Origin of the sequence: Nocardia sp. NPDC051321, from assembly GCF_044455225.1 — a bacterium.
In the GTDB taxonomy this organism is placed as follows: Bacteria; Actinomycetota; Actinomycetes; order Mycobacteriales; family Mycobacteriaceae; genus Nocardia.
In genome coordinates this window covers 24,108-48,122 of the sequence record NZ_JBITEM010000021.1, presented here as the reverse complement: position 1 = coordinate 48,122, position 24,015 = coordinate 24,108, and the positions used below count along the sequence as shown (strand labels likewise).

Genomic DNA, 24,015 nt, shown 5'->3' with positions numbered 1-24,015 from the left:
CGCCGGGACCCTCCGTCCCCCCACCCCGCGCGCCCTGACGTCCTGCACCCCCGCCCCCCCCCCCGCGGCCCACCCGTCGCCCGACCACCACCCCTCATCGAATCGCTAACGCGATGCTGAGACACGGGCCGCGAACCCGCCGCGCCCGCGCGGCCAATAAACACAGGGTTCCTCTCGTACTGCTGAGCGGGCACAACTAGGGTGGTTGGGTACACACCCGGTAAGCACGCGCGCTGCCGTGCGTTCACCGCCGCCAGTGTTGCCGCCGTCGACGAAACCAATGTCAGGAGAACCTCGGTCGTGTCAGTCACAGACGACATCCGCGCCCTCACTCAGCCGAATCACCCGGACGACTGGACGGATCTGGACACCAAGGCCGTCGACACGATCCGAGTGCTCGCCGCGGACGCGGTGCAGAACGCCGGAAACGGGCACCCGGGCACCGCGATGAGCCTGGCGCCGCTGGCGTACTCCCTCTACCAGCGCACCATGCGGATCGACCCGAGCGATCCGAGCTGGGTCGGCCGGGACCGTTTCGTGTTGTCCTGCGGTCACTCCAGCATCACCCAGTACATCCAGCTGTACCTGGCCGGTTTCGGCCTGGAGCTGGATGATCTGAAGAACCTGCGCAAGTGGGGCTCGCTCACCCCTGGTCACCCCGAGTTCCGGCACACCGACGGCGTCGAGATCACCACCGGCCCGCTTGGTCAGGGCTTGGCCTCCGCAGTCGGCATGGCGATGGCGGCCCGCCGCGAACGCGGCCTGTTCGATCCGAACGCGGCGGCAGGCGCCAGCCCGTTCGATCACTTCATCTACGTGATCGCCTCCGACGGTGACATGGAGGAGGGCGTCACCTCCGAGGCGTCCTCGCTCGCGGGCACCCAGCAGCTCGGCAACCTCGTGCTGATCTACGACGACAACAAGATCTCCATCGAGGACGACACCACCATCGCGTTCGACGAGGATGTCGCCAAGCGCTACGAGGCGTACGGCTGGCATGTCCAGGTGGTCGAGGGTGGCGAGGATGTCGTCGCCATCGAGTCGGCGCTGGCCGCGGCCAAGGCGGAGACCGGCAAGCCGTCGATCATCGTGCTGCGCACCATCATCGGCTACCCGGCGCCGAACAAGATGAACACCGGCGCCGCGCACGGTGCCGCCCTCGGTGCCGACGAAGTGGCCGCCACCAAGAAGATCCTCGGCTTCGACCCGGAGCAGACCTTCGAGGTGTCCGCCGAGGTCATCGAGCACACCCGCAAGGCCATCGAGCGCGGCAAGCAGGCGCATCAGGAGTGGCAGCAGCAGTTCGACGCGTGGGCGCAGGCCAACCCGGAGAACAAGACCCTGTTCGACCGGCTCGCCAAGCGCGACCTGCCCAAGGGCTGGGCCGACAGTCTGCCGACCTACGAGCCGGACCCGAAGGGCGTCGCGACCCGCAAGGCCTCCGGCAAGGTGCTCGCCGCGCTGGCCTCGGTGCTGCCGGAACTGTGGGGCGGCTCGGCCGACCTCGCCGAATCCAACAACACCACCATGTCCGGCGAGGGCAGCTTCGGCCCGGAATCGATCTCCACCGGCATGTGGAAGGCCAACCCGTACGGCCGCACCCTGCACTTCGGTGTGCGTGAGCACGCCATGGGCGCGATCCTCAACGGCATCGCGCTGCACGGCCCGACCCGTCCGTACGGTGGCACCTTCCTGGTGTTCAGCGATTACATGCGCCCCGCGGTGCGCCTGGCCGCGCTGATGCGGGTGCCCGCGATCTATGTGTGGACGCACGACTCCATCGGCCTCGGTGAGGACGGCCCGACGCATCAGCCGATCGAGCATCTCGCCGCGCTGCGCGCCATCCCCGGCCTCAATGTCGTTCGCCCCGGCGACGCCAACGAGACCACCTACGCGTGGCGCACCATCCTCGAGCGTGACAGCAGCGAGCACACCTCGCACTTCTCCGTCTCCGAGCTGCCGCACCAGGACGGCCCGTCGGCGCTCGCGCTGACCCGCCAGGATCTGCCGGTCCAGGAGGGCACCAGCTACGAGGGCGTCGCCAAGGGCGGCTATATCCTTGCCGAATCATCCACCGGCACTCCGCAGGTGATCCTGATCGCTACCGGTTCCGAGCTTCAGCTCGCCGTCGACGCCAGGACTACATTGGAGTCGCAAGGCATCGGCACCCGGGTGGTCTCGATGCCGTGTGTGGAGTGGTTCGACGCGCAGGACAAGGCGTACCGGGACGAGGTGCTCCCGCCCGCGATCCGCGCTCGGGTCGCCGTCGAGGCCGGCATCTCGATGCCGTGGCACCGGTTCGTCGGTGACGCGGGCGAGACGGTTTCGATCGAGCACTTCGGTGCGTCCGCCGATTACAAGACTCTGTTCCGCGAGTTCGGCTTCACTCCGGACAACGTCGTTGCCTCCGCGCAGCGCGCACTCGAGAACGTGAAGGGATAAGCGCTCATGGCACAGAACGCGAATACCACCGCCCTCTCCGCGGCAGGTGTGTCCGTATGGCTGGACGACCTGTCCAGGGACCGGATCCAGTCCGGCAACCTGACCGAGCTGATCGAGACCCGCAACGTCGTCGGGGTCACCACCAACCCGACGATCTTCCAGGGTGCGCTGAGCAAGGGCCACGCCTACGACGGACAGCTCAAAGAGCTTGCCGCCCAGGGCGCGGACGCCGATGCCGCGATCCGCACCATCACCACCGACGACGTGCGCGCCGCGTGTGACCTGTTCACCGGCACGTTCGAGGCGTCCAACGGCGTCGACGGCCGGGTCTCCATCGAGGTCGACCCGCGTTTCGCCTTCGACGCGGACAAGACCCTCGCGCAGGCGATCGACCTGTGGAAGACCGTCGACCGGCCGAACCTGTTCATCAAGATCCCGGCCACCGAGGCGGGCCTGCCCGCGATCACCAAGGTGATCGCCGAGGGCATCAGCGTGAACGTGACGCTGATTTTCTCCGTCAAGCGTTACCGCGCGGTCATGGGCGCCTACCTCGACGGCCTGCGCGCCGCCAAGACCGCGGGCCACGATCTGGGCAAAATCCATTCGGTCGCTTCGTTCTTCGTGTCCCGGGTGGACACCGAGATCGACAAGCGGCTGGAGGCGATCGGCACCGACGAGGCGCTCGCGCTGCGCGGCCAGGCCGGAATCGCCAACGCGCGCTTGGCCTATGCCGAATATCAGGACGTGTTCGACGGTGGCGCGCACACCTCCACCTACAACCACCTCGGTGCGGCGGGCGCGAATCGTCAACGGCCGCTGTGGGCTTCGACCGGCGTCAAGAACCCGGAGTACTCCGACGTCATGTACGTCACCGAGCTGGTCGGCGCCAACACGGTGAACACGCTGCCGGAGAAGACCCTCGAGGCGGTCGCCGATCACGCCGAGATCCGCGGCGACACGCTCAGCGGCACCGCCGCGGCGTCGCAGGAGGTGTTCGACAAGCTCTCCGCTGTCGGCATCGACCTCGACGACGTGTTCCAGGTATTGGAGACCGAGGGCGTGGACAAGTTCGAGAAGTCGTGGGCGGAACTGCTTTCCGCCACCACGGAGGAGTTGTCCGCAGCGGCCGGGAACAACTGACAACGATGGCCGGCCCCAAAACCCCGACCTGGCAGAACCCGCTGCGCGACGAGCGGGACAAGCGGGTACCGCGCATCGCGGGCCCGTGCAGCATGGTGATCTTCGGTGTCACCGGTGACCTGTCCCGGAAGAAATTGATGCCGGCCATCTATGACCTCGCGAACCGGGGGCTGCTGCCCCCGGGTTTCGCGCTGGTCGGCTTTGCCCGGCGAGATTACGCGGATGAGGATTTCGCCAAGGTGGTGCTCGACGCGGTGAAGTCGCACGCCCGCACGCCGTTCCGGCAGGAGGTCTGGGACCACCTGGCCGAGGGAATCCGGTTCGTGCAGGGCAGTTTCGACGACGACACGGCCTTCGCCACCCTCGCCGACACCCTGGCGAAGCTGGACAAGGACCGCGGCACCGGCGGCAATCACGCCTTCTACCTGTCGATTCCGCCGAACATGTTCCCGGTGGTGCTCAACCAGCTGTCCGAGCACGGGCTCGCGCAGCCGTCCACCACCGACACCGCAGGGCGTAAGCCGTGGCGTCGGGTGGTGATCGAGAAGCCGTTCGGGCACGACCTGGAAAGCGCCCAGGAGCTCAACGCGCTGGTCAACGGGGTGTTCCCGGAGGAGACGGTCTTCCGCATCGACCACTACCTCGGCAAAGAGACGGTGCAGAACATTCTGGCGCTGCGCTTCGCCAACCAGCTCTACGACCCGATCTGGAACGCCAACTACGTCGACCATGTGCAGATCACCATGGCCGAGGACATCGGATTAGGCGGGCGCGCAGGCTATTACGACGGCATCGGCGCGGCGCGGGACGTGATCCAGAACCACCTGCTGCAACTGCTCGCGCTCACCGCGATGGAGGAGCCGATCAGCTTCCAGCCCAAGCAGCTGCAGGCAGAGAAGATCAAGGTGCTCTCCGCCACGAAACTCGTTGAGCCGCTGGACGAGACCACCGCACGCGGGCAGTACGCGGACGGCTGGCAGGGCGGCGAGCAGGTGGTCGGCCTGCTCAACGAGGAGGGTTTCGATCCGGAATCGCGCACCGAGACCTACGCCGCGATCACCCTGGAGGTCGACACCCGCCGCTGGGCAGGCGTGCCGTTCTACCTGCGCACCGGAAAACGGTTGGGGCGCAGGGTCACCGAGATCGCGGTGATGTTCAAGCGAGCGCCGCACCTGCCGTTCGACCAGACCATGACCGAGGATCTCGGTCAGAACGCGCTGGTGATCCGGGTGCAGCCGGACGAGGGCATCACCACCCGGTTCGGCTCGAAGGTGCCAGGGTCGAGCATGGAAGTGCGCGACGTCAACATGGATTTCAGCTACGGCGAGGCGTTCACCGAGTCCTCCCCCGAGGCCTACGAACGCCTGATCCTCGACGTGCTACTCGGGGTGCCGTCGCTGTTCCCGGTGAACGCGGAGGTCGAATTGTCCTGGGGCATCCTGGATCCGGTGCTCGAGCGGTGGGCCGAAGAAGGTAAACCCGAACCGTACGAGGCGGGCACCTGGGGTCCGTCGTCGGCCGACGAGATGCTCGCCCGCACCGGGCGCGAATGGCGGCGGCCATGATCATCGACATTCCGAACACCACGACCGGCGAGGTCACCAAGCGCATCGTGCAGCTGCGCGAGAGCAACGGCGTGATCACCATGATGCGGGTGCTCACCCTGGTGGTGTGCACGCTGGACAGCTCGGAGGCCGAGGACGCCATCGACGCCGCCAACGATGCCAGCCGCGAACACCCTTGCCGGGTGGTCGTTTTGGCGCGCGGTGACCGGGACGCCGAGACTCGCCTCGACGCCCAGATCCGGGTCGGCGGCGACGCGGGCGCGGCCGAGGTGATCGTGCTGCGGCTGCAGGGTGAGCTGATCAACCACGAGAGCAGCGTCGTCATCCCATTCCTGTTGCCGGACACCCCCGTGGTGGCCTGGTGGCCGCGTGGCGCCCCGGAGTTCCCGTCCAAGGATTCGGTGGGGCGCTTGGCCACTCGCCGCATCACCGACGCCACCTTCGCCGCCGATCCGCAGGCCGCGATCAAGAAGCGGCTCGCCTCCTACGCGGCCGGCGACACCGATCTCGCGTGGAGCCGAATCACCTACTGGCGTGCACTGCTGGCCGCCGCGCTGGACGAGCCGCCCTTCGAGCCGGTGGATTCGGTGCTGGTGTCCGGGTTGCGCGACGAACCGGCGCTGGACACCCTGGCCGGTTGGCTCGCCATCCGTCTCGGTTGCCCGGTGGTCCGCCGCGCCGGTGCGCTGCGGGTGGAGATCCACCGCCCGTCGGTGTCGGTCACCATCGAACGGCCGCAGACCGGGCGCACCGCGACGCTCACCCGCACCGGCGATCCGGATCAGCGAATCGCGTTGGCGCGCCGGGAAACTCGCGACTGCCTCGCCGAGGAACTGCGCAGGCTGGACGCGGATGAGATCTACGCTGAGGCGCTCGCCGGAATCGAGAGGGTGACCTATGAGTGAGTCCGCTAGTGACACAGTCGAAGTCCACATCGATACCGAATCGCTGATTGCCGCTGCGGCGGCCCGGTTCGTCGAGGTCGTCGTCGCCGCCCAGACCGAGCGCGGTACCGCGTCGGTCGTGCTGACCGGCGGTGGCACCGGCATCGGGCTGCTCGAGTTGGTTCGCAAGTCCCCCGGCGACATCGACTGGTCCAACGTCGACTTCTTCTGGGGCGACGAGCGTTTCGTGCCCGCAGAGGACGCGGAACGCAACGACCTCCAGGCGCACCAGGCCCTGCTCGACCATGTCCCGGTCGACCCGGCTCGCGTGCACCAGGTCGCGGCCTCCGACGGCGAATACCCCGACCCCATCGAGGCCGCCGCCGAATACTCCACGGCCGTACACGCTTACCTCGCCGAACACGGCGCCTTCGACCTGCACCTGCTCGGCATGGGCGGCGAAGGACACATCAATTCGCTGTTCCCGCACACCGACGCGGTCCGCGAGGAGCACGAACTCGTTGTCGCCGTGACGAATTCGCCGAAGCCGCCGCCGGTCCGAGTCACCCTCACCCTCCCCGCCATCCGCCGCGCCCGCCACGTGGTGCTGGTCGTCGGCGGGGCGGCCAAGGCCGAAGCGTCCGCGGCCGCCATCTCCGGCGCGGACCCGGTCGAGATCCCCTCCGCAGGTGCGGTTGGCCTCGAATCCACCACCTGGCTACTGGACCAAGACGCGGCATCAGGGTTGCAGCTGCCGGACTGAGCGACACGTTCGGGCCGTGCTCGCAGGGCGAATCCTCCCCCTTCCCGAGACCGGCCGGGTACGGAGCTCGAGAAACAGTGCGGGCGTGGCCAACTGCGTCGGCCACCAGTACAAAAGCCAGCAAGGTCCCACTCGACCCACCGCTCCAAGGCTGCCGCCCACCGGACGGGACGTGGTGGCGGGAAACACGGAGTAAGCCCGCCACCATGTCCCGTTGACCGCACCGACCTCGCGCTGCTGATCACCGAACGGGCCTGGTGGCGAAACACCGACCAGCCCACCACCACGCCCCTCAGCCCACCAACCCCGGACCAACGGTCGCCGAACGGGACATAGCGGCGGAACACACCGAGTGAACCCGCCACCATGTCCCGTTCAACGCGCCAAACCCCGGACTGCCGATCACCGAACGGGACATGATGGCGGAAAACGCCAAGTAAGCGCGCCACCATGTCCCATTCAACGCACCAAACCCCGAACTGCCGATCACCGAACGGGCCCTAGTGGCGAAAACATCGAGTCCAGCCCGCCACCCGTCCCCCTCGGCCCACCACCCAGGCGCCAGCTCGCCGAACAGGTCTCGAAAAACGGTGCGGCTGCGGCCAACTCGGCGGCCGCCAGCGCAAGCTCCGGCTAGGTCCCCGCTCGACGCAGCCCTCCAGGGCTGGCACTTATCGAACGGGACATGGTGGCGGAAAACGCCGAGTGAGCACGCCACCATGTCCCGTTCAACCCCCGACTGCCGATCTCCGAACGGGACTTGGCGGCGAAAACATCGAGTCCCGCCCCCCACCCGTCCCCCTTGGGCTTGCCCACCACAGGCGCCGGTCGTCGAACAGGTGTCGAGAAAACGGTGCCGCTGCGGCCAACTCGGCGCCAGCGCAAGCTCCGGCTAGGCCCCCGCTCGACGCATCCCTCCAGGGCTGGCACTTATCGAACGGGACATGGTGGCGGAAAACGCCGGGTGAGCACGCCACCATGTCCCGTTCGGCGCACCAAACCCGGGCTGCCGGTCGCGCCGAACGGGACCTCGTGGCGGAAGACATCGTGTGGGGCCGCCAGGGTGTCCCTATTCGGCGACCGACTGGGAGTTGCCGTCCGGTGTGAGTTGGCTATGGCCGAGGGCAGGGGCTGGTGTCTCCAGCGCCGCGAACCTGTTCGGTATCCAGCCCTCATTGCCAACCATTCACATTACATCAGCGCTGTGCACGGGAATTAGTCCGGCCGAAGCGCCGATGGCGCGCAAAATCACCGGATGACCGATAAGCTGGCGCGAATGAGTGAGCGGGACGCGAACCCCGGATCCAGCCCGGGCAAGGTTCTTGACGATCGGTTTCGGGCGGCGGTGGGTGCGCTGACGCCGGGGCAGGCGGTGGTGGACGACATCGCGCCCGGGATCACCGGTGCGATCCTGCTGGAGTTGTTCGAGTCACAGGCGACGAGTCGGCAACTGGATCTGGCGGCTCGGCAGTTAGGTGCGAGTAAGCGTGGGTTTTACAGCATCGGGTCGTCGGGGCATGAAGGGAACGCCGCGCTCGGGCTAGCGCTTCGGGTGACCGATCCCGCGCTGCTGCACTATCGGTCCGGCGCGTTCTTCGTGCAGCGCACCCGGCAGGTGCCCGGTCTCGACCCGATCCGCGACGTGCTGCTCGGCATCGTCGCGGCGGCGGCGGATCCGATTTCCGGTGGGCGGCACAAGGTATTCGGCAGCAAGCCCGCCGCCATCATTCCGCAGACCTCGACCATTGCCTCCCACCTCCCCCGTGCCGTCGGCCTCGCCTTCGCGATCGATCGCGCAGCGCGGCTGGGTGTTTCGAGTGAATGGCCCTCGGATGCGGTGGTGCTCTGCAGTTTCGGCGATGCCTCGGCCAATCACTCCACCGCCGCAGGCGCCATCAATGCGGCGATTCACACTGCGCGCCAAGGCGTTCCGCTGCCAATCCTGTTCCTGTGCGAGGACAACGGCATTGGAATCAGCGTGCCAACCCCGGCGGATTGGATCCAGCAGGCCTACGGCTCCCGCGCGGGCCTGGAGTATTTCGGCGCCGACGGCTGCGATCCCGTTGACGCACTGACCACGTCGACCGCGGCCGCCGCCTGGGTGCGCGAGCACCGCAAGCCGGCATTCCTGCACATGCGAACCGTCCGGCTGATGGGCCACGCCGGCTCCGACGTCGAAGCCGCCTACCGCAGGCCCGCCGACATCGCCACCGACCTCCTCCGCGACCCGTTAACCGCGACCGCCCGCCTACTCGTCGCCACCGGCACAGCAACCCCCACCGAAGTCCTCGACCGCTACGACAACATCGCCCACCGCGTCACCACCACCGCCGAACTAGTATGGCGCGAACCAAAATTGACCTCCGCCGCCGCAGTAATGACCCCCCTCGCCCCCACCCACCCGGCACTGGTGCGCGAGAACGTCCTCCGAGCCGACGCAAGCCTGAGCGCCGCGGCGACGATGCCCCAAGCGCAACGGCGTGCGGGCGAGGCCCCGTCAACCACATCAGCCCCGTCAACGTCTGCAACTGACACAACCAGCAACGCTGGCACGGATGGCACGACTGGCGCCGTTGGTGCGACTAGCACAGCTGGCACGGTTCGCACGACCGACACGGTTGGTATGAGCGGCACCGCCGACACGACGAGCACGGCCAACACCGCTGACACCGTTGGCGCGGCTGGCGCAGTTGGCGCAGGTCCCGCCACTGGCACGGCTGGCACCGCCGACACGACGGGCACGGCTAACACCGCTGACACCGTTGGCGCGGGTGACGCGGCTGGCGCGACTGGCGCAGGTCCCGCCGCTGGCACCGTTGACGCGGTTGGCAACGCAGGCAACGCGCTTCCACGGGATGGCGCGCAATCGAGCAGTCTCGGAGCACCTGCCGACTCGACGGTGCGTACTGCACACCAGGGCGACGCATTACACGCCGATGCCGCGCACGCCACCTGCATGCCGCAGATTGCGGAACGACCTGGCGATCGTGCTCCGAATCATGGTGTGGCGGTGGCGGATCCGATGACCCTGGGGCAAGCGATCAACCGGACCCTGGCCAACCTGCTGACCCGCGATCCCGACGTGCTGGTGTTCGGCGAGGATGTCGGCCGCAAGGGTGGCGTGTACGGCGTAACCAAGGGTCTGCAAAAGCAATTCGGTAAGCGTCGCGTCTTCGACACTTTGCTCGATGAGCAGAGCGTGCTCGGCACCGCGCTCGGCACCGCCCTTGCCGGTTTCATTCCGATCCCCGAAATCCAGTATCTGGCCTACGTACACAACGCCGCCGACCAGCTGCGCGGCGAGGCCGCCACCCTGTCCTTCTTCTCAGGTGGGCAATACCGCAATCCGATGGTCGTCCGCATTGCCGGCTACGCCTACCAGAAGGGCTTCGGCGGCCACTTCCACAACGACGACTCCATCGCCGCCCTCCGCGACATCCCCGGCGTTATCGTCGCGTCCCCTGCCCGCGCCGACGACGCCGCCGCCCTCCTGCGCACCTGCGTCTCCGCCGCCCGAGTAGACGGCCGCGTCTGCATCTACCTGGAACCCATCGCCCTCTACCACACCAGAGACCTGTACAAACCGGGCGACAATGCTTGGCTCGCAACAACTTCCACCCCGCATGCCGAAATCGGCCGAGCCCGCGTCTACGGCGACGGCACCGACCTCACCATCGTCACCTTCGCCAACGGCGTCCCCATGAGCCTGCGCGTAGCCCGCCGCCTAGCCGACCGCGGCATCCGAACCCGAATCCTCGACCTCCGCTGGCTCTCCCCGCTCCCCGAAGCCGACATCCTCCACCACGCCCGAGCCACCGGCCGAGTCCTGATCGCCGACGAAACCCGCCATAGCGGCGGCGTCTCCGAATCAGTCTGCGCCGCACTGATCGACGCAGGCTTCGAAGGCCGAATCTCCCGAGTAACCAGCGAAGACACCTTCATCCCCCTGGGCCCAGCAGCCGACACCGTCCTCCTCGACGAAGTCAAAATAGAAACCGCCGCCGGAAAACTCCTAGCAGGTTAAACACCCCCTATTGAATCCACATTCAGTGGCACACCACGGCGGAGCCTTCGCGTTTCGCCGCCACCACGTGCCACTGAATGTGGATTCGCTGGGGTCAACCGAGGTGGATGGGGAAGGCGGCCAGGTCGTTTTGGGTGAGGACGGGGAGGTTGCGGATTTGCTCGTCGGGGACGGCGAGGCGCAGGTTGGGGAAGCGGTCGAAGAGGGCGGGTAGGGCTATACCGGCTTCGAGGCGGGAGAGGGCGGCGCCGGGGCAGATGTGGGGGCCGTGGCCGAAGGTCAAGTGGCGGTTGGAGGTTGAGCGGGTGAGGTCGAAATCGTCGGAGTTGTCGCCGTGTACGGCGGTGTCGCGGCCGATGGCTCGGTAGGACATGACTACGCCTTCGCCTTTTTCGATCACGGTGTCGCCGATGGTGATGTCCTCGGTGGCGAAGCGCATCAGCAGGTGGCTGACCGGGCTGTCCCAGCGCAGCGTTTCCTCGACCGCCTGCTTCCATTCGATGTCGCCGGTGCGCACCTTGTCCAGTTGTTCGGGCCGGGCAAGTAGGGCACGGACGGCGTTGAGGATGAGCCCGACGGTGGTCTCGTGACCCGCGGCGACCAGCGCCTTCAGGTTGCCGACCACTTCCTCTTCGGTCAACGGCTCACCACCGTCGGACGCCAGGATGAGGGCACTGGTGAGATCGTCCGTGGGATGGGCGGTCTTCTTGCGCACCAAATCCGTGTAGTAGACATCCATTTCGTCGATCACCCGCAACCGCTCGTCCTGCGGGGTGACCAGCGAGAAGAACGCTTTATACCAGGTGAGCAGCATCGGGTGATCGGCGCGATCCACGCCCATCAGCTCACCGATAACGCGCATCGGCAGCGGGTACGCGAATACCTCTTTGAGATCGACGACGGAATCGCGGCTGGCCGAGGCACTGAGATCGTCGAGGAGCTCGGCGGTCAGTCGCTCGATGACGGGCCGGATGTCCTCTAGTCGGCGCGGCGACAACGCCTGCGTCGTCTTGATCCGCAGCCGACGATGCTCGGGACCGTCCACGGTGAACATGGATCGCCCGGCATCGATCATGCCGATCAACGGCCACTGCCGCGTCACCACACCGGAGTTCCACAGCGACCAGCCGCTGATGTCCTTGATCAGCCGCGGATCGACGAGCAACTGCCTGGCCACGGCGTGCTCGGTGATCGTCCAGGCGGGAACGCCGAGCAGTTCGATCCGCGTCACCGGTCCCGCGGTGCGCAGATAGGCGGTCTCTCCAGCGAGGTCACCGACCATCGGATCGATGGCGAATGGACATGTTTGGGTCACTGGGTACCTCCGACTGCACGAACTGGGGTGAAACGAACCGGCAAAGAAGTCATGCCGCGCAGGAACGCCGACGGCCGCCGGACCAGGTTCTGCGCGGGAACGGACAGATCGATATCGGGCAGCCGATCGAGGAGCACCTCGATGCTGGTCCGCGCGATGATCTCGGCCAGTTGCTGAGCCGGAAACGGGCACCGGTACTCGCCATAGCTGAACGCGAAATGCGCGCTGTTACCGGTGTGCGCGGGCTCGACGCCGTCGACAAGATGCTGGCGCACATGCGGATCCGCGTTGGCGGCGGCCAGTCCGAGCAACAGCATGTCGCCCGCCCGAATCACCTTGTCCGCCAACCGCGTATCGCGCGCAGCCCAACGTCCGGCGAGGATCTGGGTGGGCGTGTCCTCCCACAGCACCTCGTTCATCGCCTCGCCGACACTGCGTCGCCCGCCGCCGAGCGCTGCCGCGAATCGATCGTCGGTGAGCATGAGCCGCACCGAGTTTCCGATCCAGTCGGCGGTCGGCAAGTGTCCCGCGGCGGTGACCGCCATCAGGTCCTGCACGTACTCCTCGTCGCTGAACGGACCGGGGTGCGCGAGCATCCGGGAGACCAGGTCGGTGCCCGGCCGAGCCTTCTTCGAGGCCAGCACCTGCTGCATCTGCTCGTAGTAGCTCCCGTAGGCCGCCTGCGCGTCCGCGCCACCGTCGGCGAGCGCCTTCATGCTCCAGGCCAGCCGCGGCCCGTCCTCGTCGGGGAAGCCGAGCGCCCACGCGAGCGCGAGCACCGGCATCGGCACGGCGAACTCGGCGACCAGATCCGCCTCGCCCCGGCCGCAGAACCCGTCGATCAGCCGATCGGCCAATTCCTCACAGGTGCGGCGCAATTCGAACGGATCGACCGATTCCAGCGCGGGCTCGACCATCGCCAAGTGCCTGCGATGCTCGGCACCGGCGGTGAAGTAGATCGACGGCCTCGGCTGCCCGACCATCGGCAGCAGCGGCCAATCCTCGGGGATGTTGGGCCACTGGTTCCACAGGCCGACGTCGCGCGGGAACAGCTCCGGGTCGCTGGTCACCTGGTGCAACTCGCGATACCCGATGACCAGCCAGGCCGGAACATTGCCCGGCAACTCGACGGACACGACGGGCCCGTGCTCGCGGCGCATCTCGCGGTAGAGATGCTGCGGGTCGGTGTGGAAACGCGGGCCGCTCAGCGGAACCGCGCCGGTCTCCGGATGCACCGGGCAGCCGCCGGTGGCGGCCGATGCCGCGCTCGAGGTGGTCATGATGCGGTCTCCGCTCGCGGTGCATCGGCGTAGATGTGCTCGACCAGGCTGATCAGCACGCTCTTACAGGATTCGCGCGACCTGGCATCGCAGTCGACCAACGGCACCTGCGGATCCAGATCGAGGGCGTCGCGGACTTCGTCGAGTCGAGAGGGCCCGCCGAAGTTGTTGCAGGCCACCACGAATCGGGTGTGCTGGGCTTCGAGACGGTCGATGGCGTACCAGGAGTCGGCGATCCGGCGCTGGTCGACCAGCACGATCGCGCCGAGCGCACCGGAGAACAGCCGGTCCCAGAGGAAGAAGAACCGTTCCTGCCCCGGCGCGCCGAACAGGTAGAGCACGTTTTCGGCGTCGATGGAGATGCGCCCGAAATCGAAGGCGACCGTTGTCGTCGACTTACCCGGCGCGCCGCTCGGATCGTCGATGCCGATGCCCGCGTTGGTCATCGTCGCCTCGGTGTCGAGCGGGCGGATCTCGCTGACCGCGCGCACCATGGTGGTCTTGCCGACACCGAAACCGCCGACGATGACGATCTTGAGTCCCTGGCGGGTTGCGCTGTTCAGCGGTGCGTCGGCACGGGCGGGCCGAGCGTCAAAGATTGCGGAGTCCAACGAGCACCTTCTCGAGGGTGGTGGAGTCAGGCACCGAATTCCACGGCGCGTCAAGGTAAGCGGGGCCGTTGCTGGGATGCCGAACGGTGATCTTGCCTGCGTGCAGCAGGTCCGACAGCAGGATGGTCGCGATGCCGACCGGGATGCGGAGCTCGGCGGCGATCTCGACGACCGCGGTGGGTGCCCGGCACATGTCCAGAATCGCGACGTGCTCGGACTGCATGCCTTGCGTCGGATCGCATTCGCTGACCACGAGGGTGACCAGGTCGAAGCTGTCGGAGTCCGGCTTGCTGCGTCCCCCGGTCAGTGTGTAGAGCCGGTCCGGATCGTCGTCGCGCCCTGGCCTGTTCACGACACGCTCGCTCCCCCGACACGTGGCTTCGACGCGAGATGGTGGCCTAGCTGCTCGACCAGTTCCCGCATGTTGTGCCCGACCAGGCCCGCGTCCGCGTCCTCGGCGGCGACGACCGCGATGTGCGCCGCGAGACCCGCCTCGACGATGAACAGGATGCCGCCGTAGAACTCCGTCATCGACTGGCGCACACCGCCTCTGCCGTCACCGAACTCGACGGAGGCGCCGTGCGACAGGCTCTGGATGCCCGCCGCGATGGCGGATAACTGGTCGGCCTTGTCCATGCTGAGTTCCGGGGTGTGGCAGATCTTCAGGCCGTCGCCGGAGAGGAGTAGCGCGTGGCGGGTGCGCGGGGTGCGGGCGAGCAGTTGCTCCAGCAGCCAGCTGAGTTGCGACGGAACAGACGTGGTCATCGATCATTCTCCACGGCAACGGTAGGGGACGGGGAAGGTGTTGCGGCAGCGGAGTTGTCGGTGTCACGACCGGCCAACGCACGCTGGAACGCGCCGAAGTTCGCCGTGGTCGACGCGGGCGGGGTCGGCGTTGGCGCGTCGAGCGAGGGTAGCGACAGACCCGCGGGGTGGACCGCGGCCAGGGTGCTGCCGCGGCGCCGCTTCGGCAGGCCCATGCTGGTGTGTTCGGTGGGGGCTTCGGGCGCCGCGGGTGCTGGCACCGCCGCGCTTTCCGGCAGCACCGCGACCTGCTCGGCGGCCGCGGGTGTGTGCGCGACGGGCTGCGGTGCAATGGCGACCCGCGATGCCGCGGTCGGCAACGTCGCGGTCGGTATCGCGGGGATGGTGGCCAGCGACGCCGGTTGCGAACGGTCAACGCGCGCAGTGAGATCGCGCGGTACCACGACGACCACCGCGGTGCCGCCGATGGCGGAGGGCCGGTAGGACACGGTGAGTCCGTGCTTACGGGCGAGGTGTCCGACGACGGCGAGACCGAGTCGCGTTCCGCTCAACGACGACAGGTCCGACGAGCGCTGGCCGCGGCCGTCCGGGCTCGCGTTCGACACCGTCTGTTCGGCGCGGCGCAGCGCCGATTCGCTCATCACCAGGCCGCTGTCCTCGATGGTGAGCACCACGCCCGCGGGCACCTCGGCGGCGTAGACGTGCACCTCGGTGGTGGGCGGGGAGAAATTACAGGCGTTGTCGAGCAGTTCGGCCAGCGTGTGCATCACGCCTTCGGCCGCGTGACCGGCGATGGCGATCTCGGCGATGGCCCGCAACCTGACCCGCTGATAGCCCCCGACGCGACCCATCGCGCCACGCAGGATCGACTCCATGGCAATGGGTTTGGCCCAGCGGCGCCCGGATCGGGCGCCGCTGAGTACGGCGATACTGTCGGCGAGGCGGCCCGCCTGTGCGGTGCGATGGTCCAGGTGCAGCAGGTCGGCGAGCACCTTCGGGTCGGCGTGCCGGTGTTCCATCTCGCGCAGTTCGGCGAGCATGCTGGTGGTCATCGCCTGCATGCGGCCCGCCGCACCGGCGAACGCGGCCATCGCCGCGGACCGGCGGCTCTCGCTCGCCTTCGACTCCCACGCATGCACGCCCGCGGCCTCGCTGGCGGCCGCCATCCTGGCCGTCGCCTCGGCGGTGATGGCCGCCGCGGACTGCCTGGCCCGGACGGCGGCGCCACGGTAGTGCACCGCCGCGGTTACCGTGGCGCACAACGCGATAGCGGCCACGACGGCGCCGGCAGTGAGCGGGATCCGGAAGTCGGTCGGCGCGTAGTACACCGCGATCACCACCACGACCGAGGTGATCGCCGCGCAGGTGAGCAGGGCTAACAACGGCATGCGCAGACGTCGAAAGAGTGGTTCCCGACGCTCGCCTTCCGGCGCATTCAATGACTGTGACAAGTTCCGTACTTCCGCACTCACGTTCACGACGAAGGCATGTTTTACGAGTCCCGACCCCTCCTGCGCGTTCGGGCTGCACCAAATGTACAGACCACCAACCGGTTCCGCATCTCGGCGAACGCATCTAACAGGCAGTATTAGCAGATTGCACAGTGGTTGTATTGTATTGCGCTACTTTATTTTTCAATGACGTGGGCGATTCCCATCGCGACCTATCGGCAGTTTTCGGATCACCGCTTCGTCATACGGCGGTCACGTCGGCGCCTTCCGCCGTCCTCGTCAAGGCCACGTCGAATCCGGGATAGGCACGCCGATCCGGTATCCCCACGATTCGGATTCGACGGGGGAATACTGGATACCCAGTGGCGATGATGACCAGCAGTGGAGGACACGGGATGACCATGATGTCCATGCTCGGTGAGGTTCGGCCGGAGCACGATCGCGCGGCCGACGGCGAACTCGTGCTCCTGCACTATCTGCGATCCTTCCGTAAGCCGGTGCTCGAGGTGTGGTCGGCGGCGACCGACCGCGGACAGCTGGCGCGGTGGCTTGGCGCGGTGTCGGGCGGCAGCGGGAACCTGACGATCGAACCGATGGACGGACCGGTGTCGCGGCCCGTCGCGGTTCGGGTCGGTCACTGCCAGGCGCCGCACGAGTTGATCGTGCACATCGACGGGTGCCTGCTGGAGATCCGGATGACCCAGGTCGGCGTGGTCACCAATGTCGAGCTGATCCGCAGGCACGTCAGCCCGGCCGACGCGTGCGAAATCGGCCCGCGCTGGCAGTACCTGCTTGATCGGCTCACCGCCTACTTGGACTACCAACCGCTGCCGCAGTGGGCCGACTACCCGAAGCGGGCCGACGAGTACCGCTGAACCCTCAGACGAAGAAGCCCGCGATCCCCCAGCCCGGCCTGGCCTGCGCCTCGCGGACCCACTCCATGCACGATTCGATCGCGGCGAGCACCTCGTGATCGATCTCCTCGCGCTGCTGCGGGGTGGTCGACTCCCATTGCACCAGCGCTTCGGCGCATTGCTCCGGGGTCCATTCGCCGTAGCCGGGTAGCTCCTCCGGCTCCGGGAGGGCGGCGGGTAGCGCGTGGTAGACGAAATCGGCGAGGCTGATCGCCTTGATGCCGAGCTCGGCGAGACCCTCGTCGACCTGTTCCAGCCAGCTACCGCGGAACGGGGAGAAGTAGCGGTTGTCCAGGAATCGGCCGTAGAACTGGCAGATCGTTTGATACGCGTAGGCGTATTGGAAGCCGTATGCCTGATCGAACGGGCCACCGTCGATGACCGCGCGCACCGCGTCGTAGCGCGCGGGGGCACCGTTGGCGATCTCGTCGGCGAACCAGTCGTCGGCGTGCGCCAGCTGCGCCTTGAACCGGCCGCCGATCATGCGCCGGAGCTTGTCGTCCCGCGCGCCGATCGCGGCCCTGACCCTATCTAATTCGACGACGTAAACGCTCAGGCTGTAACTCATGAGCGAACATTAGCGACACCCACCGACATGAACGGCGCACCGACGGAAGGCGTTTGACGCCAGGTCGGCAGGGCAGTTACGCCGGAACGTCCGAGGAGTTGGTGACCAGTTCGCGTAGGTGGGCGGTGAGCAGGGTGTTGACCTCGGTGGCGCGTTCCAGTTGGACGAGGTGGCCTGCGTCGGCGATCTTGGTGACCTCGCGGAGGCCGGGGACGTGGTTGCGCAGGGTAGTCAGTGGATCGCGGCCGCTGAAACCCTCCATGTCCGGGTCGTGGTCGCCGTACATGAAATAGGCGGGGACGGTGACGGCGGCGTCGGCGTAGTCGGCGGTGAGTTCCCAGTTGCGATCGAGGGCGCGGTACCAGTTCAGGCCGCCGGTGAAGCCGGTGCGCTCGAAATCCCTGGCCAGGGTGTCGAATTCACTCTCGGAGAGCCAACGCCATGGCAGGGCGGGCGCGTCCGGCAGGACGTCGAGGTAGCCGGTGCCTTCCGCCGGGAACTGCCAGGTGTCGAGGTAGTGGTAGTCGGCGCTGAGCGAGTAGTAGACCCGCTGGAGGAATTCCCTTGGGCGCGCGGCGAGTTCGGCGTCGGCGACGCCGGGAGTCTGAAAGTAGTGCAGGTGCAGGAAGTGTCGCGCGGCGGCCTTCGCCCATAGTTGCGACGGTGAGCGTGGCGGACGAGGCGCGAAGGGGTTGTTCAGGACGATGACGCCGCGTACCCGTTCCGGCGCGCGTAATGCCAACTCCCACACCAGGGCCGCGCCGAAATCCAAGCCGACGAACACCGCTTGTTCGGCGCCGATGTCGTCGAGCAGCGCGAGCAGGTCGCCGATCACCGCTTGATTCGTGTAGGCCTCGACCTCCGACGGCACGTCCGTCTGCCCGTAGCCACGCAGGTCCGGCGCGATGGCGCGATATCCCACCGCGGCGACGGACGCCAGCTGGTTGTGCCAGATGAACCAGGTGTGCGGGAAGCCGTGGCAGAAGATCACCGGATACCCCTCGCCCTGCTCGGCGACGTGCATTCGGACGCCGTTGGTCGTCACGAACCGATGCGTCAACTCCACTGCTGCCTCCAAAACCTAGAACGTGTTCTTGTTTCACGGTAGTGTCCTGGAGTCGTGAGCGGAATACCTAACGCACTGGCCAGCAAGATCGCGGTGGTCACCGGCGCGAGTCGCGGCATCGGCAAGGGCATCGCGCTGGAGCTCGGCGCGGCCGGCGCGACGGTGTATGTCACCGGGCGCACGGACACGCCCGGCCGCCTGCCCGGCACGGTACGGGAGACCGCCGCCGCGATCGATACGGCGGGCGGGATCGGCATTCCGTTCGTCTGCGATCATCGCGACGACGACGCGGTGCGGCGACTGTTCCAGCAGATCCGCGACGACCACGGACGCCTCGACGTGCTGGTGAACAACGTCTACAACTCCCCCGCCGCGGCACGCTGGCTCGGCAAGCCGTTCTGGGAGGTCCCGCCGAAGGCCTGGGACGAGACCTTCGACATCGGCGTCCGATCACATTACGTGGCAAGCGCTTTCGCGGCGCCGCTGCTGATCGAGTCGGACGGGTTGATCGTCAACATCTCCTCGCCGGGCGCGCAGCGGTACATGCACAACGCGGTCTACGGCGTCGCGAAGACCGCGCTGGACCGCCTCACCGCCGACATGGCACACAACCTCGCCGACACCAAGGTCACCGTCGTCTCACTCTGGCCAGGCATCGTGGATACCGAACTGCTGCAACTGGTTCCGGCCGACGCACAGGGTCAGCGCCTGGTCACCCTGCCGGGCGAAGGCACCTTCGACCTCGCCCAAGCGGAAACCCCACGCTTCCCCGGCCGCGCCGTCGTCGCCCTGGCCACCGATCCCGACCGGCGCTCCCACACCGGCTCCGCCCGGCGCGTAGCCGACCTGGCCGAAACCTACGGTTTCACCGACCTCGACGGCCGAGTCCCCCGCACGGACTGACCACACCCGCCCCTCCGCGCCGAACGAGCCCACAGCGATCCCCTGCACGGCGACGCTCGCGAGCGCTGTCAGCTGGGCTGCGGGCAGCCGCAGCGGACGAAAGTGCGCCCTCCGGCGGCGTGTTCATCTATGTGTCCAGCGTATATGTCGTGCATAGAAAGTATTTCCCAGGCGGCGGGTCGGACCGTACGGTCAGTGTGGTGACCGCTACCCTCGCTCCCGCACCACGCAGCAGTCTCGCACCCGCCTTCGCAGCCGCCGCAGGATTGGCGGCCGCGATGGGTGTCGGCCGGTTCGTTTACACGCCGCTGCTGCCGATCATGGTGGACGCACACCAGATCACCACCAACGACGGCGCGGCGATCGCGACCGCCAACTACGCGGGCTATCTGCTCGGCGCCATCCTGCTCACGCGCTGGCCGGAACTGAACACCCGCAACGTTTTCCGGCTGTCGGCCGCACTGCTGATCGTCAGCGAGCTGCTGATGGCCGTGCCGGCGCCGACGTTTTTCCCTGCGGCACTGCGCTTTATCGCGGGTGTCACCAGCGCCGTCATCTTCGTCGCGTGCGCCGGGGTGGCCGCCAGGCACGGCAGCAGCCGGGATGCCGCCGGAATCGCCATCAGCGGAGTCGGACTCGGCATCGCGCTCACCGGCCTGCTGGTGCTGGCGGTGCGACCGTTCCTGGGTTGGCAGAGCATGTGGCTCGTCTCGGCCGCGCTGACCGTGGTGTTGCTGTTGCCCGCGTTGCGCCTCGAAATCCGGCCCGGTCGCCGCGCGGGCAAGGCCACCATCCGATCGCGGGGTGCGTGGCGGGCGCTGCTGGTGTCCTACTTCCTGGAGGGCGTCGGTTACATCGTGATCGGCACGTTCCTGGTGGCGGCGATCAGTGATCAGCGCGGCCAGGTGATCGGCGCGTGGATGTGGGTCGTGGTCGGCACGGCCGCGGTACCGGCCACCGTGCTGTGGGGCATTGCCGCGCGCCGCTGGTCTCCGGCGATCGCCATGCCGATCGCGCTACTGGCGCAGTGTGTTTCGGCGGTGCTGCCGGCCATCTCGACCGCGGTGTGGCCTGCCGTGCTGTCGGCGGCGCTGTTCGGCGCCACCTTCCTCGGCATCGTCATGCTGGCGATTCGAATAGGCGGCGAACTGTCGGACGGCAACGCGGCGGCACCACTCACCGCGGTCTATGGCGCGGGGCAGATGCTCGGTCCATTGGTGGTGGCGCCGGTGATCGGCGACAGTTATCCGGCCGCGTTCGTCATCGCCGCCATCGTGCTGGCGGGCGCGACGATCGCGGCCGGTGTGGTGACGCGCCTGATCAGGCGAACTTGATCTCCAGGCCGATGCCGACGATGGCGATGAGCCACACCAGGCCGGTGAAGACAGTGATTCGGTCGAGGTTTTTCTCCACAACGGTCGAGCCAGAGAGGCTGGACTGCACACCGCCGCCGAACAGGCTGGACAGACCTCCACCCTTGGCGCGGTGCAGCAGCACCAGCAGCACCAGCAGCACGCTGGCGATGATCAGGAGGATATCGAGGAACATCCGCATGCCGGACAGTGTATGCGGACGATCCGATCCCACCGAATCAGGCACTCGGCAAGGGCGATGCTAAGCAGGCAAGATCGCCACCAAGTGGGTGATCCGGTCGTCCCCAATGGTGTATTTGTACGCCTCCTGCTCGCGGATCTGGTCCTGCGCGGTGAGCCTGACCTGGTGCTGGTGCATGTGCTCGGCCCAGGAGCGGACCACGAACGCCTCGACGTAGCGGTCGAGCACGCCGACGTCGCGATACAGCCGCCACTCCATCGCGCCGGTGCGCTGCCTCGACCGGCCGACAAACGCCATCGCGGTCATGAACTCGTCCAGATTCTCCGGCGGGACGTCGTAGGTGCGCAGCACCATGACCGGCCCGTCGGCCGGTTCGGGTTCGACGGCGAGCTGCGGTTCCGGCCAGAACGCCGACGGCGTCTGATCCAGGTTCTCCGCGTTGTGACTGATCGGCAGCCACACCGTGCTCAGTGCACATAGCCCGAGCAGCACGGCCGCGACCAGCAGCGCGAACACCGGCCCCGCCGCGCCGGCCACCACGCCCCAGACCAGCGAGCCGATCGCCTGCCCGCCCATGAACACCAGCAGATACACCGAAAGCCCGCGCGCACGCACCCACGCGGGCAGCAGCAACTGCATGGTCGAGTTCATCGTCGACATCGCCAGCAGCCAGGCGAAACCGGCGAAAACCAACAGCACCAACACGAGCGGCACCACATGCAGCAGCGCGGTGCCCGCCGACGCGACCCCGAACAACACCGCGGCCGTGCTCAGTCGCTGCGTGGGTGTCATCAGGGTGCGTAACCGCGACAGGCCGACGGCGCCGAGCACCGCGCCGATGCCGAGCGCGGCCAGCATCAGGCCGTAGCCGGACGAGCCGAGCCCGAGTTCGTCGCGCGCGATCACCGGAAGCAACGCCCATACCGCGCTGGCCGGGGCGATGAACAGGATCGAGCGCAGCAGCACCCGCCGGATCCCGGGCGCCGCCTTGATGAACCGGGTCCCAGCCTGCAGCGCCGCCAACGGACGCTCGCTCGGCAGCTGCCGATCCGTCGCGGGCCTGCGCCACAGTGCGAGCACCGCGACGATGCCGCCGAAGGACACCGCGTTGAGCACGAACACGAACGTCGGCCCGGACAGCGAGACCAGCACACCCGCGATCGCGGGCCCCACCGCGCGACCGATATTCACGCTCATACTGCCGAGCGCCGCCGCCGACGGAATCTGTTCGCGCGGCACCAGTTCCGGCTGAATCGCCTGCCAGGCCGGCCCGGTGAGCGCCTGCCCGCAGCCGATCAGGAACAACAGGATGAGCAACACCGACGGCGTGGTGTGCCCGGTCGCCGTCGACACCGCGAGCACTGCGGCCAGCACCGCCATCGTCGACTGCGCACCGAGCAACAGCCTGCGCCGATCGACCAGGTCGGCGATCACCCCGGATGGAATGGCGAGCAGCATCACCGGCAAGGTGATCGCGGTCTGCACGAACGAGACCAGCACGGCCGCGTTCGGCTCGTCGACAAGCACCCATTGCGCGCCCACGGTCTGCATCCAGGTGCCGAGGTTGGACACCAGCTGCGCGATCCACAACGCGCGATACACCCTCGACCTCAACGGAGCCCAGGTGGAGACTGCGGTGTTAGGGGCGGTGATCACTCACCGAAGCTTAGGCTCACCCGCCTCTCCGCGTATTCAGGCCAGACCAAGCGCCGCGAGATCAACGTTGGCGGCCGGCGGTGTGGTGGTGGTCGAGTGCGCCCGTACCTGGTGAGTTACCCATGTACTCACGAGATCAGTCACGGCGTGGGGCGACCCCGCCTGTGTTGGGCTGATTGCTGGTAAGAATCAACGCCACGATGAGGAGACCGGCGCCGAGCAAGCCCAGCGGGGTCAATCGTTCGCTGAGGACGATGGCGGCGAGGATCGCGCCGGTAAGGGGTTCGAGCAGGGCGAGGATCGCGGCGGTGCCGGGGCCCGCGTCGGGAAGGCCGCGGAAGTACAGGGTGTAGGCGATCGCGGTCGGCACCAAGCCAAGGGCGGCGAGTAGGGCGACGCTACCGGGGGTCGGGGCGAAGGTGATTCCGGTGGTGATGGCCAGTGGGGCGAGTAGCACTGCGCCGCCGGTGAATCCGAGGCCGGTCGTGGTCATCGAGTCCAAGCCGGATACCGGTTGGGCGCTGATCACGGTGACCGTCGCGAACGCGGCCGCGGCCGCCACGGCGAGAGCGGCACCGGTGAGTAGGCCGGTGGAACCCACGTCGTCGGAGGGCACGCCGACCAGTAAGGCCAAACCAGACAGGGCAAGCCCGATCGTCGCGGCTCGCCTGCCATCCACCGCGCGACGACCGGTGAGCTGTTCCAGCAGCGCGACCACCACCGGCGACGCACCGATGGTGATCAACGTGGCGCCGCTGACCGACGATGCGGCTACGGCACCGAAATAGCACGCCTGGAAGGCCGCGGCGAGGACAGCGACCGCGCCGATTCTGCGCCAGGCCAGGAGATTTCGTGGCCACGGTCGTCGCGTCGCGAAAAGGAGGGCGACGAGCAGCAGCCCGCCGACGGCAAGTCGGCAGGTGGCCACCGCAATTGGTGACAATCCGGTGGCTCGGCCGAGCAGCGTGCCGAGCAAACCACCGGTGCCCCAAAGCATTCCGGCGCCGACGAGGTAGACCAATCCGGAACGGCTGGTCGTTGACAGAGATATGGACATGAAGGGTTCGCGCTCCTGCGACAGAAAGGGATGGGGTCGCGGAAGCGAGGTGCACAA

At 67.6% G+C, this 24,015-nt stretch carries 20 protein-coding genes; 9 read left to right on the top strand and 11 right to left on the bottom strand.

Features of this window, described 5'->3' with window-relative positions; all coding sequences use genetic code 11:
• Nucleotides 1-300 precede the first annotated feature (300 nt).
• The 6 genes from tkt to ACIA8C_RS38465 all read left to right on the top strand — a co-directional run bounded on the left by tkt (nt 301) and on the right by ACIA8C_RS38465 (nt 10,818).
• Nucleotides 301-2,442 carry a transketolase gene (gene tkt, locus ACIA8C_RS38490; protein ID WP_397143588.1) on the top strand — a complete coding sequence of 714 codons (2,142 nt, stop codon included), beginning with the start codon at nt 301-303 and terminating at the stop codon, nt 2,440-2,442.
• A gap of 6 nt (nt 2,443-2,448) precedes the next feature.
• Nucleotides 2,449-3,582, top strand: coding sequence for a transaldolase (tal, locus tag ACIA8C_RS38485; protein ID WP_397143586.1), 1,134 nt, complete (start codon nt 2,449-2,451; stop codon nt 3,580-3,582).
• 5 nt (nt 3,583-3,587) lie between these two features.
• Nucleotides 3,588-5,147, top strand: coding sequence for a glucose-6-phosphate dehydrogenase (gene zwf, locus ACIA8C_RS38480; RefSeq protein WP_397143584.1), 1,560 nt, complete (start codon nt 3,588-3,590; stop codon nt 5,145-5,147).
• Nucleotides 5,144-6,052, top strand: a complete 909-nt coding sequence (gene opcA / locus ACIA8C_RS38475; RefSeq protein ID WP_397143582.1) for a glucose-6-phosphate dehydrogenase assembly protein OpcA — start codon at nt 5,144-5,146, stop codon at nt 6,050-6,052. Before zwf ends, opcA begins: the two co-directional genes overlap by 4 nt.
• On the top strand, nt 6,045-6,794 hold the full coding sequence (gene pgl, locus ACIA8C_RS38470; RefSeq protein ID WP_397143580.1) for a 6-phosphogluconolactonase: 750 nt from the start codon (nt 6,045-6,047) through the stop codon (nt 6,792-6,794). Before opcA ends, pgl begins: the two co-directional genes overlap by 8 nt.
• 1,276 nt (nt 6,795-8,070) lie before the next feature.
• Nucleotides 8,071-10,818, top strand: a complete 2,748-nt coding sequence (locus ACIA8C_RS38465; RefSeq protein WP_397143774.1) for a thiamine pyrophosphate-dependent enzyme — start codon at nt 8,071-8,073, stop codon at nt 10,816-10,818.
• Nucleotides 10,819-10,912: 94 nt separating this feature from the next.
• Here the strand turns inward: ACIA8C_RS38465 and ACIA8C_RS38460 are convergent, their stop codons facing one another.
• Genes ACIA8C_RS38460 through ACIA8C_RS38435 form a run of 6 tightly spaced genes read right to left on the bottom strand, consistent with a single transcriptional unit; the run spans nt 10,913 to nt 16,177 of the window.
• Nucleotides 10,913-12,133: a cytochrome P450 gene (locus tag ACIA8C_RS38460; protein WP_397143578.1), complete on the bottom strand. Its 1,221-nt coding sequence runs from the start codon at nt 12,131-12,133 to the stop codon at nt 10,913-10,915.
• Entirely contained in the window at nt 12,130-13,413 is a 1,284-nt protein-coding gene (locus ACIA8C_RS38455; RefSeq protein WP_397143576.1) for a cytochrome P450, read from the bottom strand. The genes ACIA8C_RS38460 and ACIA8C_RS38455 overlap by 4 nt, the downstream gene beginning before the upstream one ends.
• Nucleotides 13,410-14,024 carry a GTP-binding protein gene (locus ACIA8C_RS38450; protein WP_397143574.1) on the bottom strand — a complete coding sequence of 205 codons (615 nt, stop codon included), beginning with the start codon at nt 14,022-14,024 and terminating at the stop codon, nt 13,410-13,412. Before ACIA8C_RS38450 ends, ACIA8C_RS38455 begins: the two co-directional genes overlap by 4 nt.
• Entirely contained in the window at nt 14,005-14,376 is a 372-nt protein-coding gene (locus ACIA8C_RS38445; protein WP_397143572.1) for a DUF742 domain-containing protein, read from the bottom strand. Before ACIA8C_RS38445 ends, ACIA8C_RS38450 begins: the two co-directional genes overlap by 20 nt.
• Nucleotides 14,373-14,789, bottom strand: a complete 417-nt coding sequence (locus tag ACIA8C_RS38440) for a roadblock/LC7 domain-containing protein (RefSeq protein ID WP_150408408.1) — start codon at nt 14,787-14,789, stop codon at nt 14,373-14,375. The genes ACIA8C_RS38445 and ACIA8C_RS38440 overlap by 4 nt, the downstream gene beginning before the upstream one ends.
• Complete coding sequence (locus tag ACIA8C_RS38435) at nt 14,786-16,177, bottom strand: sensor histidine kinase (protein WP_397143570.1); 1,392 nt, start codon at nt 16,175-16,177, stop codon at nt 14,786-14,788. Before ACIA8C_RS38435 ends, ACIA8C_RS38440 begins: the two co-directional genes overlap by 4 nt.
• 458 nt (nt 16,178-16,635) lie before the next feature.
• Between ACIA8C_RS38435 and ACIA8C_RS38430 the strand changes: the two genes are divergently transcribed.
• On the top strand, nt 16,636-17,115 hold the full coding sequence (locus tag ACIA8C_RS38430; RefSeq protein ID WP_396990958.1) for a hypothetical protein: 480 nt from the start codon (nt 16,636-16,638) through the stop codon (nt 17,113-17,115).
• Nucleotides 17,116-17,119: 4 nt separating this feature from the next.
• Here ACIA8C_RS38430 and ACIA8C_RS38425 read toward each other — a convergent pair whose 3' ends face one another.
• Together ACIA8C_RS38425 and ACIA8C_RS38420 are read right to left on the bottom strand one after the other, a co-directional pair.
• Nucleotides 17,120-17,722 (bottom strand): hypothetical protein, encoded by a 603-nt coding sequence (locus ACIA8C_RS38425; RefSeq protein ID WP_397143568.1) that lies wholly within the window; start codon nt 17,720-17,722, stop codon nt 17,120-17,122.
• A 76-nt stretch (nt 17,723-17,798) separates the two neighbouring features.
• Nucleotides 17,799-18,788 carry an alpha/beta fold hydrolase gene (locus ACIA8C_RS38420; RefSeq protein WP_397143566.1) on the bottom strand — a complete coding sequence of 330 codons (990 nt, stop codon included), beginning with the start codon at nt 18,786-18,788 and terminating at the stop codon, nt 17,799-17,801.
• A 54-nt stretch (nt 18,789-18,842) separates the two neighbouring features.
• Here ACIA8C_RS38420 and ACIA8C_RS38415 point away from each other — a divergent pair, with 54 nt between their 5' ends.
• A complete protein-coding gene (locus ACIA8C_RS38415; RefSeq protein WP_397143564.1) occupies nt 18,843-19,691 on the top strand; it encodes an SDR family NAD(P)-dependent oxidoreductase in 849 nt (282 codons plus the stop codon).
• A gap of 200 nt (nt 19,692-19,891) precedes the next feature.
• Complete coding sequence (locus ACIA8C_RS38410) at nt 19,892-21,025, top strand: YbfB/YjiJ family MFS transporter (protein ID WP_397143562.1); 1,134 nt, start codon at nt 19,892-19,894, stop codon at nt 21,023-21,025.
• On the opposite strand, the gene secG is transcribed toward ACIA8C_RS38410, so the two are convergent.
• The 3 genes from secG to ACIA8C_RS38395 all read right to left on the bottom strand — a co-directional run bounded on the left by secG (nt 21,012) and on the right by ACIA8C_RS38395 (nt 23,958).
• Nucleotides 21,012-21,245 carry a preprotein translocase subunit SecG gene (gene secG, locus ACIA8C_RS38405; RefSeq protein WP_357392034.1) on the bottom strand — a complete coding sequence of 78 codons (234 nt, stop codon included), beginning with the start codon at nt 21,243-21,245 and terminating at the stop codon, nt 21,012-21,014. The genes ACIA8C_RS38410 and secG overlap by 14 nt on opposite strands.
• 60 nt (nt 21,246-21,305) lie before the next feature.
• Nucleotides 21,306-22,901, bottom strand: a complete 1,596-nt coding sequence (locus ACIA8C_RS38400) for an MFS transporter (RefSeq protein WP_397143560.1) — start codon at nt 22,899-22,901, stop codon at nt 21,306-21,308.
• Between the two features lie 136 nt (nt 22,902-23,037).
• A complete protein-coding gene (locus ACIA8C_RS38395) occupies nt 23,038-23,958 on the bottom strand; it encodes a DMT family transporter (RefSeq protein WP_397143558.1) in 921 nt (306 codons plus the stop codon).
• Between the last annotated feature and the right edge of the window lie 57 nt (nt 23,959-24,015).

What these genes read in the sequence shown, in the direction of transcription:
- tal (WP_397143586.1), top strand. Translation starts at nt 2,449, where the DNA reads ATGGCACAGAACGCGAATACCACCGCCCTCTCCGCGGCAGGTGTGTCC.
- zwf (WP_397143584.1), top strand. Translation starts at nt 3,588, where the DNA reads ATGGCCGGCCCCAAAACCCCGACCTGGCAGAACCCGCTGCGCGACGAG.
- opcA (WP_397143582.1), top strand. Translation starts at nt 5,144, where the DNA reads ATGATCATCGACATTCCGAACACCACGACCGGCGAGGTCACCAAGCGC.
- pgl (WP_397143580.1), top strand. Translation starts at nt 6,045, where the DNA reads ATGAGTGAGTCCGCTAGTGACACAGTCGAAGTCCACATCGATACCGAA.
- ACIA8C_RS38465 (WP_397143774.1), top strand. Translation starts at nt 8,071, where the DNA reads ATGAGTGAGCGGGACGCGAACCCCGGATCCAGCCCGGGCAAGGTTCTT.
- ACIA8C_RS38455 (WP_397143576.1), bottom strand. Translation starts at nt 13,413, where the DNA reads ATGACCACCTCGAGCGCGGCATCGGCCGCCACCGGCGGCTGCCCGGTG.
- ACIA8C_RS38440 (WP_150408408.1), bottom strand. Translation starts at nt 14,789, where the DNA reads ATGACCACGTCTGTTCCGTCGCAACTCAGCTGGCTGCTGGAGCAACTG.
- ACIA8C_RS38435 (WP_397143570.1), bottom strand. Translation starts at nt 16,177, where the DNA reads ATGCCGTTGTTAGCCCTGCTCACCTGCGCGGCGATCACCTCGGTCGTG.
- ACIA8C_RS38430 (WP_396990958.1), top strand. Translation starts at nt 16,636, where the DNA reads ATGACCATGATGTCCATGCTCGGTGAGGTTCGGCCGGAGCACGATCGC.
- ACIA8C_RS38425 (WP_397143568.1), bottom strand. Translation starts at nt 17,722, where the DNA reads ATGAGTTACAGCCTGAGCGTTTACGTCGTCGAATTAGATAGGGTCAGG.
- secG (WP_357392034.1), bottom strand. Translation starts at nt 21,245, where the DNA reads ATGCGGATGTTCCTCGATATCCTCCTGATCATCGCCAGCGTGCTGCTG.
- ACIA8C_RS38395 (WP_397143558.1), bottom strand. Translation starts at nt 23,958, where the DNA reads ATGTCCATATCTCTGTCAACGACCAGCCGTTCCGGATTGGTCTACCTC.